At 34.4% G+C, this 18,047-nt stretch carries 15 protein-coding genes and 1 tRNA gene; 7 read left to right on the forward strand and 9 right to left on the reverse strand.

Features of this window, described 5'->3' with window-relative positions; all coding sequences use genetic code 11:
• The first annotated feature begins 106 nt into the window (after nt 1–106).
• The 4 genes from B0E44_RS01485 (at nt 107) to B0E44_RS01500 (ending at nt 4,871) form a co-directional block, all read left to right on the forward strand.
• Entirely contained in the window at nt 107–559 is a 453-nt protein-coding gene (locus tag B0E44_RS01485) for an Lrp/AsnC family transcriptional regulator (RefSeq protein WP_077370431.1), read from the forward strand.
• A gap of 122 nt (nt 560–681) precedes the next feature.
• The gene (locus tag B0E44_RS01490) at nt 682–2,844 is read left to right on the forward strand and encodes a penicillin acylase family protein (protein ID WP_124019260.1); all 2,163 of its coding nucleotides are present in this window, start codon (nt 682–684) and stop codon (nt 2,842–2,844) included.
• Between the two features lie 211 nt (nt 2,845–3,055).
• On the forward strand, nt 3,056–3,829 hold the full coding sequence (locus B0E44_RS01495) for a dienelactone hydrolase family protein (RefSeq protein WP_077370433.1): 774 nt from the start codon (nt 3,056–3,058) through the stop codon (nt 3,827–3,829).
• A gap of 25 nt (nt 3,830–3,854) precedes the next feature.
• Entirely contained in the window at nt 3,855–4,871 is a 1,017-nt protein-coding gene (locus B0E44_RS01500; protein ID WP_077370434.1) for a M28 family metallopeptidase, read from the forward strand.
• A gap of 305 nt (nt 4,872–5,176) precedes the next feature.
• Here the strand turns inward: B0E44_RS01500 and B0E44_RS01505 are convergent, their stop codons facing one another.
• The 3 genes from B0E44_RS01505 to B0E44_RS01515 all read right to left on the reverse strand — a co-directional run bounded on the left by B0E44_RS01505 (nt 5,177) and on the right by B0E44_RS01515 (nt 6,695).
• Complete coding sequence (locus B0E44_RS01505) at nt 5,177–5,656, reverse strand: hypothetical protein (RefSeq protein WP_077370435.1); 480 nt, start codon at nt 5,654–5,656, stop codon at nt 5,177–5,179.
• 95 nt (nt 5,657–5,751) lie between these two features.
• Nucleotides 5,752–6,057, reverse strand: coding sequence for a hypothetical protein (locus B0E44_RS01510; protein WP_077370436.1), 306 nt, complete (start codon nt 6,055–6,057; stop codon nt 5,752–5,754).
• Nucleotides 6,058–6,365: 308 nt separating this feature from the next.
• Nucleotides 6,366–6,695: a YegP family protein gene (locus tag B0E44_RS01515; protein ID WP_077370437.1), complete on the reverse strand. Its 330-nt coding sequence runs from the start codon at nt 6,693–6,695 to the stop codon at nt 6,366–6,368.
• A 488-nt stretch (nt 6,696–7,183) separates the two neighbouring features.
• Between B0E44_RS01515 and B0E44_RS01520 the strand changes: the two genes are divergently transcribed.
• On the forward strand, nt 7,184–8,296 hold the full coding sequence (locus B0E44_RS01520; protein ID WP_077370438.1) for a PAS domain-containing sensor histidine kinase: 1,113 nt from the start codon (nt 7,184–7,186) through the stop codon (nt 8,294–8,296).
• Nucleotides 8,297–8,383: 87 nt separating this feature from the next.
• Here B0E44_RS01520 and B0E44_RS01525 read toward each other — a convergent pair.
• From B0E44_RS01525 to B0E44_RS01540, 4 genes are all read right to left on the reverse strand, one after another.
• Nucleotides 8,384–8,457, reverse strand: a tRNA-His gene (locus B0E44_RS01525).
• A 77-nt stretch (nt 8,458–8,534) separates the two neighbouring features.
• The gene (bshB1, locus tag B0E44_RS01530) at nt 8,535–9,251 is read right to left on the reverse strand and encodes a bacillithiol biosynthesis deacetylase BshB1 (protein WP_077370439.1); all 717 of its coding nucleotides are present in this window, start codon (nt 9,249–9,251) and stop codon (nt 8,535–8,537) included.
• Nucleotides 9,252–9,354: 103 nt separating this feature from the next.
• Nucleotides 9,355–10,434, reverse strand: a complete 1,080-nt coding sequence (locus tag B0E44_RS01535) for a chorismate-binding protein (RefSeq protein ID WP_077370440.1) — start codon at nt 10,432–10,434, stop codon at nt 9,355–9,357.
• Between the two features lies 1 nt (nt 10,435).
• Complete coding sequence (locus tag B0E44_RS01540; protein WP_077370441.1) at nt 10,436–10,864, reverse strand: PaaI family thioesterase; 429 nt, start codon at nt 10,862–10,864, stop codon at nt 10,436–10,438.
• Between the two features lie 144 nt (nt 10,865–11,008).
• Here B0E44_RS01540 and B0E44_RS01545 point away from each other — a divergent pair, with 144 nt between their 5' ends.
• Nucleotides 11,009–12,520 (forward strand): hypothetical protein, encoded by a 1,512-nt coding sequence (locus tag B0E44_RS01545; protein ID WP_077370442.1) that lies wholly within the window; start codon nt 11,009–11,011, stop codon nt 12,518–12,520.
• An 18-nt stretch (nt 12,521–12,538) separates the two neighbouring features.
• Here the strand turns inward: B0E44_RS01545 and B0E44_RS01550 are convergent, their stop codons facing one another.
• Together B0E44_RS01550 and B0E44_RS01555 are read right to left on the reverse strand one after the other, a co-directional pair.
• The gene (locus tag B0E44_RS01550) at nt 12,539–13,153 is read right to left on the reverse strand and encodes a DUF417 family protein (RefSeq protein ID WP_077370443.1); all 615 of its coding nucleotides are present in this window, start codon (nt 13,151–13,153) and stop codon (nt 12,539–12,541) included.
• Nucleotides 13,154–13,213: 60 nt separating this feature from the next.
• Nucleotides 13,214–14,062, reverse strand: coding sequence for an AraC family transcriptional regulator (locus tag B0E44_RS01555; protein WP_077370444.1), 849 nt, complete (start codon nt 14,060–14,062; stop codon nt 13,214–13,216).
• A gap of 299 nt (nt 14,063–14,361) precedes the next feature.
• Between B0E44_RS01555 and purL the strand changes: the two genes are divergently transcribed.
• The gene (purL, locus tag B0E44_RS01560) at nt 14,362–18,021 is read left to right on the forward strand and encodes a phosphoribosylformylglycinamidine synthase (protein ID WP_077370445.1); all 3,660 of its coding nucleotides are present in this window, start codon (nt 14,362–14,364) and stop codon (nt 18,019–18,021) included.
• Nucleotides 18,022–18,047: the final 26 nt, after the last annotated feature.

Genomic DNA, 18,047 nt, shown 5'->3' on the forward strand with positions numbered 1-18,047 from the left:
ATTTTTAATTTAACATTTAAGCAGGTTTTCATCAAAAAATATAAATAAAAAAATAATTACTTTTATAAACCAAAAAAAAGTGATTTTAACTTTAAAAAACAAAAAAATGGATATATTAGATGAATTTGACATCAATATTATAAAAGAATTAGAAAAAGACGGAAGGATGGCATTCTCGGCAATTGCTACCAATTTAAAAATATCAAATACGATGGTTCATCAACGTATCAACCGTTTATTGGAAAATGGAATTATAACAGGAATCAAACCAACTCTAGACGAAAAAAAAATAGGCTATGATTGGGGAGCTTTCACAGGAATTACATTAAAAAAAGACCATGACTCAGCAAGAGTTATCGAAGAATTAAAAAAAATACCCGAAATCACAGAGTGTTATTTCATAACTGGTTCATATACTCTTTATGTAAAAATGATTGCCAAAGACCATGAACACATGAGAAAACTACTTTATGAGCAAATTGACAATATACCCGGAATTGCAAAAACCGATTCATTAATAGAGTTGGGTTGTGCTTTTAAGAGAAACGTAAGTTTGTAAATAATGTCCATTAAAAAAACAAGAATTAGTTCTCCATTTTCAAGTTTAAGCTTAAAATTCACGACACTTTTTCTCTGTTACATATGCAAAACTGCAGATACATAATTTCCCTATTATGGTTGATGATATTCAGCTTCAACAACACCGCTACAGCCCAAAAGCTAGATAGCAAAGAAATTAATAGACTGAATAAAATTGCCCAACAAGTTACAATTATAAGAGACACATGGGGAATCGCACATATATACGGAAAAACTGATTCCGATGCCGTATTTGGGATGTTATACGCACAATGCGAAGATGATTTCAAGAGAGTAGAAATGAACTACATTGACAAACTGGGCCGTTTAGCAGAGGTAAAAGGCCGAAGTTTTTTATACAATGATTTAGAAACCCGTTTACTAATTGATGCTAATGAAGCCAAAGCAGATTATAAAAATGCAGCTCCTTGGCTAAAAAAATTATTAAACAGTTATGCTGATGGAATCAATTTTTATTTACACAAACATCCAGAAGTAAAACCATTGATGTTAACTCATTTTGAACCTTGGTTTCCTTTGCTTTGGACAGATGGAAGTATTGGCGCAATAAGTACAGCCGATTTAACCAATGAAGAGTTAAAATCCTTTTATGGTAATGATGACAAATATGCTTATGTCGAAAAAGTGAAAGACATGCAAACAGGCTCCAACGGATTTGCTATTGCTCCGTCCAAAACAGCCAGCGGAAATGCTATTTTATATATCAATCCGCATACCACTTTTTATTTTAGACCTGAAATACAAATCAATAGCCAAGAAGGACTGAATGCCTATGGAGCTGTAACTTGGGGGCAATTTTTCATTTATCAGGGGTTTAATGAAAATTGCGGATGGATGCATACATCATCGAATGTCGATGTAGCTGATGTCTATGCTGAAAAAATCACGACCAGAAACAAAAAGCTTTTTTACGAATACGATTCTAAATTATTACCTATATTAGAAAAAAAAATAACCATCAGCTATCTGGAAAACGGTAAATTAATTCCAAAAACTTTTACTACATACTTTACCAATAAAGGACCAATTATGGCTAAAAGAGATGGAAAATGGATTAGTCTAAAATCCAACAACCGTTCTATGAAAAGCTTAGAGCAAAGCTGGCTACGCACAAAATCAAAAAACTTTGAAGACTATAAAAAAGCAATGGAATTGAAAGCCAATACTTCAAACAATACCGTTTATGCCGATAGCAAAGGGAATATTGCTTATTGGCATGGAAATTTTATTCCAATTAGAGATAAAAATTTAAATTGGTCTAAAGTTATGGATGGCACAACATCCAATACACAATGGAGAGGATTGCACGATCCATCAGAAACTGTCCATCTATTTAATCCTTCAAATGGATGGTTGCAAAATTGTAATTCGACTCCATACACCGTTGCAGGAATCAATAGTCCAAAAGAAGCTGATTTTTTGCCATATATGGCGCCCGATGGAGAAAACTTCAGAGGAGTAAATGCCGTTCGCATACTAGATAAGGGAAAAGAATATACTCTGGACAAAATAATTGCAGATGGTTACGACTCAAAACTCTCTATTTTTGAAGTTTTGATTCCTGCATTAATTTCCAGTTTTGAAAAAAATATAAAACCTGAAAATCCAATATATAGTGAACTTATAGAACCCATTACAGAATTAAAAAAATGGGATTTTTATGCCAATGAAAAATCGGTAGCAACTACTCTAGCTAATGAATGGGGCTACAAAATAAACCCGATTATTCAAAAAGTATATATTGACGAAGGCGAAATGGATCAAGTCGAAAACACAATCCAATTTGCAAAAACTGCCACACCCGAGCAGCTTATTCCGCAACTACAAACAGTAGTAAACGAATTAAAAGTAAAATTTGGATCATGGCAAATACCATGGGGCGAACTCAACAGGTTTCAACGTACTTCAGGAGAAATTGATTTGACATTTAATGACAATCTCGAAAGCTTGCCGATTGGTTTTGGATCGGCGCTTTGGGGCAGCTTACCCGCATATAAAAGTAACTATCAAAAAGGTACTCATAAAAGATACGGCTACAACGGAAACAGCTTTGTTTGTGCTGTCGAATTTGGACCTAAAATTAAAGCTAAATCCCTTTTAGCGGGCGGAAACAGCGGTGATTCAAAATCAAAACATTTTATGGATCAAGCCGTAATGTATCAAAAAGGGCAATTCAAAGACGTTTTCTTTTATAAAGAAGACATCGAAAAAAATGCAGAACGAACCTATCATCCGGGTGAATAATCCTTTTTACAACCCAATCAAAACCTTGAAAGAAGAAACTTTCAAGGTTTTTTTATACCGTTTTTATTCAGATATTTGTAAAAAAGTAAAGCTATGAAATGAGCATGACTCTAAATTGGTCGCAAGCACTAATGAAAGTATGCGGCGCGAGTGATAGCGAACAGGCGAAGCAATTACATATGACCGATAAAAAATAATAAATATCTACAATATGAAAAATTTAAAATTTATAGTTTTAGGAATGCTATTGTTAGGTGGTCAAACATTTGCTCAATTAAAACCGGTACAATACAAAGATGGAAATCAGATTTTAAATGGTTTTAAAATTACGCCAATAAAGAAGAGCATTCAAAAACCAGGTATATTAATCTTACCCGCTTGGAGAGGCATTGATAAACTCTCTAAAGACACGGCCGATAAACTTTCAAAAATGGGGTATTATGCCTTCATAGCCGATATTTATGGTGAAGGAAATTACCCAAAAGACAATAATGAAGCTGGAAATAATGCAGGTTTTTATAAAAAGAATTTTGAAGCCTATCAAAAAAGAATTTCTTTGGCCTTACAACAATTAATTATTTCTGGTGCCAATCCGGAAAACATTGTCGTAATTGGTTATTGTTTTGGGGGAACCGGAGCAATTGAAGCTGCTCGAGGTCATCTAAATATAAAAGGAGTTGTATCTTTTCATGGAGGATTAGGCAAAGACGATTTAAGATCTACAGAACCTATTACAGCAAAAGTTTTAGTATGCCATGGAGCCGATGATCCTTATGTACCAACTGAAGAGATTTTGACTTTCCAAAAAGAAATGAAAGACTCAAAAGCCGATTGGCAAATGATATATTATGCTAATGCTGTCCATTCCTTTACCAATCCAGAATCGGGAAATGACAATTCAAAAGGCGCTGCCTACAATGAAAAAGCAGCTAAACGATCTTTTGAACATTTCAAATTATTCTTAAACGAAGTTTTAAAAAAATAATAACCCTAAATATCACAATCACTAAATGAAAAAAGCCCTATCTCTCTTGTTGTTTATCACAACTATTTCTGTTTTTGCCCAAACAAAATCGGTTAACAACGACGACCCTACCAAGTTCATGAATACCATAACAGCTGAAAAACTAAAAAACACACTCTATATTGTTGCTTCTGATGAAATGGAAGGACGCGAAACTGGATCTAAAGGACAAAAAAAAGCTGGAAAATATCTTATCAGCCAATACAAAAAAAGCAAAATTGCATATCCAAAAGGAGCTCAAAGTTATTACCAATCAATACCAGCTTCTTTCTTGAATGCCAAACGTAACGAAAACTTACCTGATTCTGAAAACATTTGGGCCTACATTGAAGGTTCTGAAAAACCAGATGAAGTTTTGGTTATTTCGGCGCACTATGACCACGTAGGTGTAAAAAATGGAGAAATCTACAACGGTGCCGACGACGATGGTTCAGGAACGGTAGCGATTCTTCAAATTGCTGAAGCTTTTCAAAAAGCAAAAAAGGATGGACATGGGCCAAAACGTTCCATATTATTTCTACACGTTACTGGCGAAGAACACGGTCTGCATGGCTCCCGTTTCTACTCTGAAAACCCATTGTTCCCTATCGCCAATACAATTGCTAACATTAACATTGATATGATAGGCCGCCGCGACATAGAACACGCCAACACCAATAATTACGTATATGTAATAGGCGCAGATAGATTATCAAGCGATTTACACAATATTACAGTTGCGCAGAATAACAAATACACCAATTTGGACTTGGATTTTAAATTCAACGATCCAAAAGACCCAAACCATTTTTACGAGCGCTCTGATCATTATAATTTTGCAAAATTTGGTATCCCTGCTGTATTTCTTTTCAATGGTGTACATGAGGATTACCATAAAAAATCAGATGAGCCAAATAAAATAGAATATGATGCCTTAGCAAAAAGAACAAAATTGGCTTTTGTAATTGCCTGGGAATTGGCTAACAGACCTGATAGAATTGTGGTTGACAAGCCTATTAAGTAACAATCGAATCCATTCAAAATAGAATTAAAAAAAGAGCTTAGAAGTATTTCAAAGCTCTTTTTTTCCTTAATATGATTTCAAAATTCAAAAGATTAGAGCGTGCCACCATAAAGAAAAGTGGCCAACAATACTTAACCTTTAATTCGGCCACTTTTCTTTATGCTGTCGGGCCATATGCGCTAATTCGGTAGCTTGCTGCTGTCCCTCACGCAGACCAATTGGAATCGACAACAATAGTACCAAGAAAAAAAAACCGCCCTAAAAATTACTTTAAGACGGTTCGATTAAATTAAATTCCTAAAAAATTAATACGTGTAAGCTGTCGCCGTTAGTTTATCCGTTTTATTTGAAGTAATCACAATAAATTGATGTCCTTTTGATGCCGCATTTTGCTTCAATTTATTTTCACCCATCTCAGACAAAGACCATCTTGTTTCTCCTTTGGCAATACCCAAATAACTAATCAAATTATCAGATTTTGTCAACCCAATTGTTTCAGATTCTTTCAATACAATCACTTTCTTATAGTCGGGTTTCTCGGCAAAATTTATCTTTTCAGATATAATCTTAGAATTGCTTTTGGATTTTTCAATCAACTGAGACACAGCGAATCGGCTAATTTTATGCTCTTCCATACTACCAGGATAGGCATAGTAAACTAAATTGTTTTCAGCTTTTATAAAATTTACATCTAATTTTTCACCATTGTGTTTAATGATTTCGTGCGTTTGTGCAAAAAATTGAACTGTAAACAATACAGCTATTGCAGTTATGATATTTTTCATTTTTGATATGTGTTGTTTAACCACGATATTATCGTAGCAGATTTTAATAATTATTTTATAATAGTTTTCCAGATAATCAAACTATTGAAACATAATTATACTTTTTCGGGAGGAGGTGTTAGATTTTTAAAACAAAATTCTTTAACGGTAAATGAATATAAAGAATTGATGTCTTTTGAATTGGGTAATAAGTATAACCCAAAATTTGAATAATCAATTTGACTTACAAACAAAGTCTTTAATTTATTTTCTGTTTGATTTTCAGAATCTCCTTTTTCGGTTGTTTCAAAATAACTGTATTTTTCATTTTCTACTAGCACAGACAATTTATCACTTATCCAGATTAAGGAAAAAGTGACGATTATGAGTGAAAGGAAAATATTAAAAACATTATTTTTCATATTGCAAATTTATAGATAAAGCCTTGTATTTACAAGCTTTTTCAAAACAAAGCACCTTTTAATCACAACTATTCTCCTTTACATAAACACTGTCTCATTTTTGGTAGTAAGCTCACAAAAATAGATCCGCTTTAAATTTTAACCCCTATTTTTTTTAGGGGGTATCACAACTATTCTTTTGCCTGGAATCTAAAATCAATTTAATTCCACTTTATGTGAAAATAAAATCACATCTATAAAATCATAAAAAAAACGAAACCTTCTCAAAAATTGACAAGATTTCGTTTTAATAAAATAATTATAGTTGACTACAAATCTTCTTTTACATCCGCATCTGGAGCATTTTTCTTTACGGATTCAATTCCGTTATCGCGCGCCGAAACCGATTCATACATTTCACTGCTACCAATAATTTGACCGTTGGTTGATTTAAGATTAAAATAAAGTTTTCCGTTTTTGGCTTCCAATTTATCAAATCGTGCATCGTCTTGAGAATTTTTCCTGACCGATTCTATTCCATTTTCACAAGCTGCTTTGGATGCATATCCTTCACTTGCAAGAATAACTTGCCCATTTCCTGCTTTTAACACAAATTGAAATTCATCATTTTTTCTTTTACTAACTAAAAATGTTCCCATAGCTATTATTTAAATTGTTTATTATAAGCAATTTAATAAAAATTAATCTATTTTAAATTAAGAAAATAATAATTATTCTGTCACAAAACTTAAAACCAAAAATTACTTCGAGGCTCTTATTGACAGCTCTTATTCATCAAAAAGTGATTTGAAGGAAATTACTGAACATTTATATTGACTGTCGTGATGTTGAACATACCAAATTACTGGGGAATTGGCTGACAGACTAGAAAGAATTATAGTTGACAAACCTCTTAAATAGTAGTTTTTAGTAGGCCGTAATTTGCATTCTGTCTCATAATTAAGTTAAAAAAAGAGTTTTGAAGCAATTCAAAGCTCTTTTTTTATTAAATTACAAACTCATATACATCCAACATACTTTGTAAAACAAGGTGAATAAAATTCGAGTTTTAATAAACAAAGAGAGAATATCTAAATAGTTCTTTTAAATTGACAATAAAATATAGAAATACTTTCAATCAAAAATAATGACAGAAAAGCAAAATTCAAATCCAACTCCAAACAGTAATTATATATTTGAACATTTCTTCGAACTATCAGCTGATTTGTTATGTATAGCTGGATTTGACGGTTTTTTTGTAAAAATAAATCCTGCTGTCTCTAAATTATTGGGTTATACCAATGAAGAATTATTTTCAAAACCAATTAACGAATTTGTCCATAAAGATGACAGGGTGCATACGGCAAAGGTTCGAAAAGAACTTCTCAATAATAACCCCCTGTTGAATTTTGAAAATCGATATGTAACAAAGAATGGCGAAATTGTATGGCTATCATGGACATCTATGCCAATCACAGAAGAAAAATTAGTTTATGCAGTTGCCAAAAACATCACTCACAACAAAAAAATAGAAGAAGAACGAAATTTACTTCTCTCGAAAATTACAAAAATCAATAAAGATCTCAAGAAATTAAGCTATACCAATTCTCATGACTTGAGATCGCCCGTAAATAATCTTCTTTCAATTTTCAGTCTTTTAGATATCTCAAAAATTGAAGACCCCGAAACACTTCAATTTATCGAAATGCTAAAATCAACCAGTGAAAATTTAAAACAAACCTTAAACGATTATGTAGACATTTTAATTCACGAAGACAATATAACCACTCTGGTTGAAGAATTGGACCTGAATGAATCGCTAAATACAGTCATGGATTCTATAAGTTCTTTAATCCAAAATTCAAAAGTCACCTTTAAAATTAACTTTAGCGAACTTGAAAAAGTTAATTTCAATAAAGCATACTTAGAAAGTATATTCCTGAATTTAATAACGAATTCCATTAAATATGCGAAACCAGGTTGCCCTCCAATTATTTCTGTTTATTCTAAAAAAAATAATGAAATAGATCAATTGTTTTTTTCAGACGACGGAATAGGCTTCGATATGGAACTTGTAAAAGACAAAGTATTTGGTTTGCATCAAAAATTCCATAACCACATTGATAGCAAAGGAATTGGACTCTATTTAATCAACAATCACATTACCAGTTTAGGAGGTAAAATTGAAGTTGACAGCAAAATCAATGAGGGAACAAAATTCACTATATCCTTTAAAAAAGAATCGGCGATTCAAACTTGATCTACTGATCCCTGTTTTGGTGAAATTTCACGCGAAACTTAACTGTACAAAAAAAGCCCCGAATTACTTCGAGGCTTTTGCCTTTTGGGTGGATGACCGGGTTCGAACCGGCGACCCTCGGCACCACAAACCGATGCTCTAACCAGCTGAGCTACAACCACCATTTGTGCTTAGCGGTTGCAAATATAGAACAAATGTTTACTTCTACAAACAAAAAATTAAAAAAAATTCAGCAAATTTACTTCAAATCTCCTAAACTATTGACTGCCAAATACCTTTCAACAGTAAAACCTTCGGCATGTTCTACACCTGTTAGCCTTCCTAAATCCCTAGAACGGTAATTTAGGCTTTCCAAGAAGTTTTTACTCGATATTGGCGATTCTGGTTCTTTCGAATTTGGATCATAAAATTGGGAGCGGTAAGCCAAAATAGATTCAATTTTCTTATCAGTAAACCCTGTAATATCTACAACAAAATCAGGTTCTATATTTTTCCATTGTATATAATGATAAACCACTTTCGGTCTCCATGGCTTTTGAATTTCACCATCAACAACCGTTTCAATTTTCATCAAACCAGATAAAAAACAAGCGTCCGAAACTAATTTACTCCCTTTTTCGTGGTCAATATGTCTATCGTCTATTGCATTGCACAATACAATCTCAGGTTGGTACTTTCGGATCATCTTTATGATTTCCAACTGGTGCTTTTCATCATTAACAAAAAAACCGTCCCTCATATTCAAATTTTCGCGAACTATAACCCCTAATATCTTTGCTGCATCATTCGCTTCCTGATCGCGAATTTCAGCGGAACCTCGAGTTCCCAGTTCACCACGGGTCAAATCAACAATCCCAACCTTTTTACCCAAAGAAACCTCTTTTAAAATTGTTCCGGAACATCCTAATTCTACATCATCGGGATGTGCTCCAAAAGCTAGTATATCTAATTTCATCTATCTTATTTTAATGTTAAAAGAGAAAATTTAAATTTTGCTCTTTATATTTTCTATTTTCTAAAAAACGAATTCTGCATTCTCTTTTCTGCAACCTGCATTCTTAATTGAAACCCCTCTTCATCGTCATTGACTTATTTACACTTTCCTCCCACTCTTTTTCTGGAATACTGTCTTTCGTAATTCCGCAACCCATAAATAAATTGGCTTTTGCAGTTTTTAGATTTAAATCCATTTCAATTTCCATACAACGCAAATTAACAAACAAATCAGAACTGGTTTTATCTGATGCTGAACTGCTGTTCAATTCTCCTAAATAACCGGTGTAAAAAGTCCTATCATAATTTTCATTATCCAAAATAAACTGCTTGGATTCCAATTTTGGCAAACCACAAACCGCAGGTGTGGGATGCAATAAACCAACAACTTCTTTTAAATTCTTAGTCGAATTCAATTGACCTGAAATATCCGTTTTGATATGCCAAATACTTCCCGCTTTTATACTGTACGGTTCAGAAACTAAAATTGAATTTGAAACTTTATTCAACTCAGAGACAATATAATCGGTAACGAATTGCTGTTCTTGTTTTTCTTTATCTTGCCATACAATCTCCTCATAACCAGTGTTTTTTTGTGTCCCAGCTAAAGCCATAGTTTCAAAAATATTTCCTTCAACTTTCAATAATTGCTCTGGCGTTGCTCCCATCCAAATTCCAATTTTCGGATGAAAAAAACAATACACAAAAGTCGCAGGATATAATTGAACTAGGTTTTCAAAAGTGGTAACCAAGTCAAAATCAAGCAAATCAATAGTTTCTTTTCGAGACAAAACTACTTTCTGAAATTCATTCTCTTGTATCGCTTCGATTCCTTTGGCAACTAATCTTTCAAAATTTGTCTTGACAATTTCATTGGGAGAAACAAACTCTTTTTCATTTTCAGAAATCTCTTTTTTATCAAATGCAAAACGCTTGATTTCGGAATTCTCTTCAGGAATTATATAATTTTTATTTCCATCGAAAGAAGAAAAAACAAAACCTCTTTCGGTAAAATCAACTACTTCATACAAAGTATCATTTTGCTGAAACATTCCAATTACAGCATCTGAATTGGGTTTACAATACAAAACAAAAGGCAAGTTATGCTGTTGTTGCTGTATCACTATTTCAAAAAAATCATCCATATTATTGTTTCTCTTTCGTCAAAACCATATTCGTCAATTTGCAAAGCGAAACTAAATTCCCAGCTTCATCCGTGATTTTAATTTCCCAGAGATGCAAACTTCTGCCTTTATGAATAATGCGGGCAGTACCAATAACAAAGCCTTCACGAATACTTTTTAGATGATTGGCCGAAATTTCGATACCACGTACTTCCTGGTTTTTATCATTAATAAAAAAATGAGAAGCGGCACTCCCAACACTTTCTGCCAAAGCCACCGAAGCTCCTCCGTGCAACAAACCCATTGGCTGATGTACTGATGAATTCACTGGCATTTTGGCAACAAGAAAACCTTCGCCAGCATCTATAAACTCGATATTTAGTGTTTCCATCAAAGTATTTTTGGAAAACTCATTGCAATATTCGAGCATTTTATCTTTATCTATTGTCATATCTTGATTTTAAAGATTGTAAAAATACGCTAATTTGATAATTCAAAAAAGAAATAAATGAAATGCTACAGAAACTAAAAATCTAATCCTCACAACAAAGCCAAGAATCTAATTTATTGTTATTTTTACAAAAAATAAAACGAAATGCGTCGAATCACCTTACTGATTTTAACTGGAATTATACTTTCATTTTGCTCCTGTCGTAGTGATTTTGAAACCGTGGCCAGTACAGGTAATTTAACTTTTTCAAAAGACACGGTTTATTTAGATACTGTTTTCACCAATTTGAGTTCGAGTACATACGCTTTAAAAGTGTATAACCATTCCAAAGATGACATCAACATACCGCTCATAAAATTTGCCAATGGAGCAAACTCAAAATACCGAATGAGTGTTGATGGCGCACAGGGAAATCAAGGAAAAATGTTCGAGAATGTTACGTTATTAGCCAAAGACAGTCTGTATATTTTCATAGAAACAACCGTAGAAAGCGATAACACCACCCCAACCGAATTCCTATATACAGACCAAATTGAATTTGACAGTGGTGCAAATCTTCAGAAAGTGGAATTAGTAACTTTGGTGCAAGATGCCATTTTATTATACCCAAACCGCAATGCAGATGGTACCACAGAAACGCTTCCAATTGGAAATGAAAAAATAAGTGGCTTTTATTTGGACAAAAACGATCCTATTCATGGAAACGAACTTATTTTTACCAATAAAAAGGCCTATGTAATTTACGGATACGCCGCCGTTCCCGAAGGTGAAACAGTGACTTTTGATCCAGGAGCAAGAGTTTATTTCCATTCTGATTCTGGGATTATCGTACCCAAAACTGCTTCGATACATATTAACGGTAGTAAGTCCACAACAGATAAACTAGAAAACGAAGTGATTTTCGGTGGTGATCGTCAACAACCGAATTTTGGATATATCCCAGGACAATGGGGAACTGTTTGGTTACAAAATGGAAGTACCAATAATACAATTCAAAATCTCACACTCAAAAACGCTACAGTTGGGCTATTCATCGAAGGCAATGACGGAACAACTATGCCTATAAAAAACACCCAGATTTACAATTGCACACATTACGGAATTCAAGCCAAAAGTGCTTTGATTGAAGGAGAAAACATCGTTATTAACTACACCGGAAAAGCCAGTTTAGCTTGCACTTACGGAGGAAATTACAAGTTCACGCACTCAACTTTCAACAACGACTGGTCAAGTCCTGAACAAGTAGCGGTGTACATTAGCAATTACATCGATGGTGGCACTCCTGAAACCAAAGATCTTACTGGAGCAACCTTCAACAATTGCATCATTTATGGTTCGTATTCGAACGAACTGCTTTTGGACAAAAAATCAGGAGCTGCATTTGTCTATCAATTTAATAATTGTCTAATTAAGTCCAACAAAAACAATGATCCTGATTATCTATTTGAAACTGATCCTGTTCATTACAATTCCATTATTCTCAACAAAGACCCAAAATTCTTTAATCCAAACATCAACAACTTCAATATCGACGAAACTTCTTCTGCTTTCGCAAAAGGGAATTCGGCTTATTTAATTCCGTTTGATATACTAGGAATTACCAGAACGGTGCCACCAGATTTAGGTGCATATCAGAATAAACCGTTTCCTAAATAAAATCGAAAATGGTAGTTTTTATGATTTAATAGAAGAGCTTATGATTTTTTGAGCACTATTAGATGCAATAATTAACCCTCCAGCGAGCATAATTATATCTTTTATTACCAATCGTCCAGCTCCAGACAAATATGGAAAACCATGTTGAGGAGTCTGAAAATCTCCACCTAAATTCGGAACGTAAACTTCTGGAGTTGTTATTAAAAATGTTAACGTGGTAATTGACATCCCAGCAGTTAAAATTCCTCCCCAAAATCCTATTTTAGGAAACCAAATACCCAGCAATACAGATAGCCCAATAATTACGATAACCAATCCCAAACCATAAGAAAAAGCATAGGTCCCATTACTTTCATGCCAATCTATATTATTTTTTACTGTTTTGCCTTCTAGATTTTTATACAAATTATATTCTGCTACAATTTCTCCTTTATCTTTTTTGGCCGTATTACCCGTGTTATGATAAAAAAATTTCATAAAAGGACTGTTTATAACGAATGGCACTATTCCATCGGCCTCATAGTTGAAAGCTTTCAAGCCTCCAATCCAAACCATTACAACAAATATTGCAACCCTAATAAAATCGATAAAATAACTTTGTCCTGAAGCAAAAAATTTAATAATACTTTTCATTTCTTAATTATTTTTGATTAGAGTACAAAGGTATATAACAATTTAAAATACAAGAATGGACTAAATGGGGTTTTGCATGGACTGTTTAGCCACAATAGAAATTCCAACATCTTCTCTGAACTTTTTTGGCGAAACACCAACTCCTTTTTTAAAGTATCTGCTAAAATAAAATTCATCTTCAAAATTGAGTTCACTTGCAATTATCTTGATGGGCTTATACGTTAGATGCAACAGCTTTTTAGCTTCCAGCACAATACGCTCCTGAATTAGTTTTGACGGAGATTTTCCAAAATTTTTTTTGATTTTTTTACTGAACGCATCTTTCGACAAACATAATTTGGAAGCATAGAACTCCACTTCTTTTGATTCTAGAAAGTGCTTGTCTAATAAAAATTGGAAATTTAAAATATCGTCATGTTTAGCTGGTTCTTTTACAAAATAAGTCTCATTTAGCAGTTTCTCTTTACTGCACAGAGCCAAAATAAGCTGGAGATACGATTTAACAATTGATATATCCGAATTCAACTCGGACAGGCCCAAAATCTGCATTTTCTGAATAATCGTACTAATCTCATCGTAAACCAGATCAGAAACCGCCACAAAAGGCTGTTGATATATATTATTAAACAAAATCCCATTGCATGCAACCTCTTTTTTGTGGTACTCAATACAGTAGAAATCTCCATGAAATTGAATAATATTTGCAAATACTGTCGAAGAATCATGCCAACTCAAACACTGATAGGGAGCTAAAAAAAGCAAATGCCTACCTGTTGATTCATATTGTGTAAAATCTACAGAAAAAGAGGAAGCCCCGTCAACCATAATAATGTTATAATAGGGGGTTTTAATTTCGGTTGCCGTAGTAAATGATTGAAATTGGTTGATTTTAATTCGTGAATCGAACATACTAAATTTTGTGTTATTCTTAAAATTACTGCTAACTCAAAACATACAAAACTCACAAAGTTTGGATATATGTAAAAGTCTATTTTTTACTTGTTTATTTTTCTCTTTTTGTAAAGTTATAAATTATTTCCTATTTGCGCTTTTTTATCACAGCAAGGCTAAATACGGCGAACTAAAGGAAGCCGATTCAGGCTGATTTTTCACCTTTTTAAATTTTCAGAATACTTTGCTTTTCACATTTGCTCTTACTATATATTTAACCTAAATTTGCACCGTTAAATACAACAAACTACACAACAATGATCCATTTCTTTGAAAACCAAAGCAAAACTGTTTTTGCAGTACAAACGCAAAACGAAATTTCGGCTCAAGACATTTCAAAACTTAATTGGCTTTTTGCCGACGCAAATAAAATAGAGAAATCCGCTTTGTCGGATTTTTTTGTTGGACCTCGCGCCACAATGATTACGCCTTGGAGTACCAATGCGGTGGAAATTACCCAGAACATGGGGATTACCGGAATCATTCGTATCGAAGAATTTCACAAAGTAGCAGCCGATTTCAATGATTTCGATCCTATGCTTTCGCAAAAATATACCGAGTTGAATCAAGATATTTTCACGATTCATATTCAACCAGAAGCTATTTTGGATATTGATGATATTGCTGCTTATAACAAATCGGAAGGTTTGGCTTTAAGTCAGGAAGAAGTAGAATATTTGGATAATTTATCAACCAAATTAGGTAGAAAATTAACAGATTCAGAGATTTTCGCTTTCTCTCAAGCCAATTCAGAGCACTGTCGTCACAAAATTTTCAACGGAACTTTCGTTATTGATGGTGTAGAAAAAGAAACTTCTCTTTTTAAATTAATCAAAAAAACATCTCAGGAAAACCCTAACGATATTGTTTCGGCTTACAAAGACAACGTAGCTTTTGTAAAAGGACCAAGAGTACAGCAATTTGCTCCAAAAACTGCCGACAAACCTGATTTTTATGAAATAAAAGAATTTGATTCGGTTATCTCTTTAAAAGCAGAAACACATAATTTCCCAACCACTGTAGAGCCTTTTAACGGAGCTGCAACAGGATCAGGGGGAGAAATTCGTGACCGTTTGGCTGGAGGACAAGGTTCGTTACCAATGGCAGGAACAGCAGTTTACATGACTTCTTATTCTCGTCTAGAGGAAAACAGACCTTGGGAAGATGCCGTGACCGAAAGAAAATGGTTATATCAAACTCCAATGGACATCTTGATAAAAGCTTCGAACGGAGCGTCTGATTTTGGAAATAAATTTGGACAGCCGCTTATAACAGGTTCAGTTTTAACTTTTGAACATGAAGAAAACAACCGCAAAATTGGTTACGATAAAGTAATTATGCAAGCCGGTGGAATTGGTTACGGAAAATTAGACCAAGCCATTAAACACAAACCACAAGAAGGAGACAAAATCGTTATCCTTGGTGGAGAAAATTATAGAATTGGAATGGGTGGAGCTGCGGTTTCATCAGCAGATACAGGAGCTTTTGGTTCAGGAATCGAATTAAACGCTATCCAACGTTCGAACCCAGAAATGCAAAAACGTGCTGCCAACGCCATTCGTGGTTTGGTAGAAAGTGATAATAACCCAATCGTTTCTATTCACGATCACGGAGCAGGTGGACACTTAAACTGTCTTTCGGAATTGGTGGAAGAAACAGGTGGATTAATCGATTTGGACAAATTGCCAGTTGGTGACCCTACCCTATCCGCAAAAGAAATCATTGGTAACGAATCGCAAGAAAGAATGGGATTGGTTATTGGTAAAAAAGACATCGACATTTTACAACGAATTGCAGACAGAGAGCGCTCTCCTATGTACCAAGTAGGTGATGTAACTGCTGACCACCGTTTTACTTTCGAATCAAAAACTACTGGTTTGAAACCAATGGATTATGCTTTGGAAGATTTCTTCGGAAGTTCACCAAAAACGGTAATGACGGACAATACCATCAATTATAACTACGCAGGTTTAGAATATAACGTAAAAAACATAGCCACTTATTTAGAGCAAGTATTGCAATTGGAAGCGGTTGCCTGTAAAGACTGGTTGACAAACAAAGTGGATCGTTGCGTTGGCGGAAAAGTAGCCAAACAACAATGTGCTGGACCATTGCAATTGCCATTGAACAATTGTGGTGTTATGGCTTTGGATTACCAAGGAAAAGAAGGAGTTGCAACCTCAATCGGACACTCTCCTATCGCCTCTTTGATTGACCCTGTTGCAGGAACAAGAACAGCTATCGCCGAATCGTTATCAAACATTGTTTGGGCTCCGATTAAAGACGGATTGAAAGGAATTTCATTGTCGGCCAACTGGATGTGGGCTTGTAAAAATGAAGGTGAAGACGCTCGTTTATATGCTGCTGTAGAAGCTTGTTCTGATTTTGCCATCGAATTAGGGATCAACATTCCAACTGGAAAAGATTCACTTTCGATGAAACAAAAATATCCAAACGACGAAGTGATTGCACCGGGAACGGTAATTATTTCTGCTGGTGGAAACTGTATTGACATTAGAAAAGTAGTGGAGCCTGTTTTACAAAAAGACGGTGGTTCTATTTATTATATCAATTTGTCCCAAGACGACTTCAAACTAGGAGGTTCTTCATTGGCACAAACACTGAATGTTATCGGAAACGATGCTCCGACAATTAAAGACGCAGCTTTCTTTAAAAATGCATTCAACACTATTCAAGAATTGATTTTAGACAATCAGATTTTGGCTGGACACGATATCGGAAGCGGCGGTTTGATTACTACTTTATTGGAAATGTGTTTCGCTGATGTGAATTTGGGAGCGAAAATTGACTTCTCTGTTTTTGAAGAAAAAGACATCATCAAATATCTTTTTGCCGAAAACATTGCTGTGGTATTCCAAGCCAATTCAGATGAAGCGGTCGAAGCTAAATTGAGTGCCAACAATGTATCTTTCTTCAAATTAGGAAGCGCAACAACTGAAGCTACTTTAGACTTTGGCCCTTGTAAATTGGACATTGCAAAATACAGAGACATTTGGTTTAAAACTTCATTCTTATTAGACCAAAAACAAGCTAAAAACGGAACAGCTCAAGCACGTTTCGATAATTATAAAAACCAAGTATTAAACTATACTTTCCCTGCACACTTTACTGGTAAAGCACCTGTCATCTCGAGCGCAGTCGAGAGACCAAAAGCAGCAATTATCCGCGAAAAAGGAAGTAATTCCGAGCGTGAAATGGCGAATGCAATGTACTTAGCAGGATTTGACGTAAAAGACGTTCACATGACTGATTTGATTACGGGACGTGAAAATCTTGAAGACATTCAATTCATTGGAGCTGTTGGAGGATTCTCAAATTCAGATGTTTTGGGTTCTGCCAAAGGTTGGGCAGGAGCTTTCAAATACAACGAAAAAGCAAACACCGCATTGAAAAACTTCTTTAAAAGAGAAGATACTTTATCTGTCGGAATCTGTAACGGATGCCAATTGTTTATGGAATTAGAATTGGTTAATCCTGAGCATGAAATTCACGGAAAAATGCTTCATAACGACAGCCACAAACACGAAAGTATTTTTACATCGGTAACTATTCAGGAAAACAAATCGGTGATGTTATCGACTTTGGCTGGAAGTACTCTTGGAGTTTGGGTTTCTCATGGTGAAGGAAAATTCAATTTACCATACGCAGAAGACCAATACAATATTGTTGGAAAATACGGTTACGAAGGATATCCAGCGAATCCAAATGGATCAGCTTTCAATACCGCAATGTTATGTGATACAACAGGCCGTCACTTGGTAATGATGCCGCATATTGAACGTTCAACTTTCCAATGGAACTGGGCAAATTATCCAAAAGACCGAAATGACGAGGTTACTCCTTGGCACGAAGCTTTTGTAAATGCAAAAAAATGGATAGACAATACAAACAAATAAGATTTTAATAATTTAAATTTTATTTA

Origin of the sequence: Flavobacterium sp. A45 (assembly GCF_002001005.1) — a bacterium.
In the GTDB taxonomy this organism is placed as follows: domain Bacteria; phylum Bacteroidota; class Bacteroidia; order Flavobacteriales; family Flavobacteriaceae; genus Flavobacterium.

What these genes read in the sequence shown, in the direction of transcription:
- B0E44_RS01500 (WP_077370434.1), top strand. Translation starts at nt 3,855, where the DNA reads ATGAAAAAAGCCCTATCTCTCTTGTTGTTTATCACAACTATTTCTGTT.
- purL (WP_077370445.1), top strand. Translation starts at nt 14,362, where the DNA reads ATGATCCATTTCTTTGAAAACCAAAGCAAAACTGTTTTTGCAGTACAA.
- B0E44_RS01485 (WP_077370431.1), top strand. Translation starts at nt 107, where the DNA reads ATGGATATATTAGATGAATTTGACATCAATATTATAAAAGAATTAGAA.
- B0E44_RS01555 (WP_077370444.1), bottom strand. Translation starts at nt 14,062, where the DNA reads ATGTTCGATTCACGAATTAAAATCAACCAATTTCAATCATTTACTACG.
- B0E44_RS01495 (WP_077370433.1), top strand. Translation starts at nt 3,056, where the DNA reads ATGAAAAATTTAAAATTTATAGTTTTAGGAATGCTATTGTTAGGTGGT.
- B0E44_RS01550 (WP_077370443.1), bottom strand. Translation starts at nt 13,153, where the DNA reads ATGAAAAGTATTATTAAATTTTTTGCTTCAGGACAAAGTTATTTTATC.
- B0E44_RS01510 (WP_077370436.1), bottom strand. Translation starts at nt 6,057, where the DNA reads ATGAAAAATAATGTTTTTAATATTTTCCTTTCACTCATAATCGTCACT.
- B0E44_RS01505 (WP_077370435.1), bottom strand. Translation starts at nt 5,656, where the DNA reads ATGAAAAATATCATAACTGCAATAGCTGTATTGTTTACAGTTCAATTT.
- bshB1 (WP_077370439.1), bottom strand. Translation starts at nt 9,251, where the DNA reads ATGAAATTAGATATACTAGCTTTTGGAGCACATCCCGATGATGTAGAA.
- B0E44_RS01520 (WP_077370438.1), top strand. Translation starts at nt 7,184, where the DNA reads ATGACAGAAAAGCAAAATTCAAATCCAACTCCAAACAGTAATTATATA.
- B0E44_RS01540 (WP_077370441.1), bottom strand. Translation starts at nt 10,864, where the DNA reads ATGACAATAGATAAAGATAAAATGCTCGAATATTGCAATGAGTTTTCC.
- B0E44_RS01545 (WP_077370442.1), top strand. Translation starts at nt 11,009, where the DNA reads ATGCGTCGAATCACCTTACTGATTTTAACTGGAATTATACTTTCATTT.
- B0E44_RS01515 (WP_077370437.1), bottom strand. Translation starts at nt 6,695, where the DNA reads ATGGGAACATTTTTAGTTAGTAAAAGAAAAAATGATGAATTTCAATTT.
- B0E44_RS01535 (WP_077370440.1), bottom strand. Translation starts at nt 10,434, where the DNA reads ATGGATGATTTTTTTGAAATAGTGATACAGCAACAACAGCATAACTTG.
- B0E44_RS01490 (WP_124019260.1), top strand. Translation starts at nt 682, where the DNA reads ATGATATTCAGCTTCAACAACACCGCTACAGCCCAAAAGCTAGATAGC.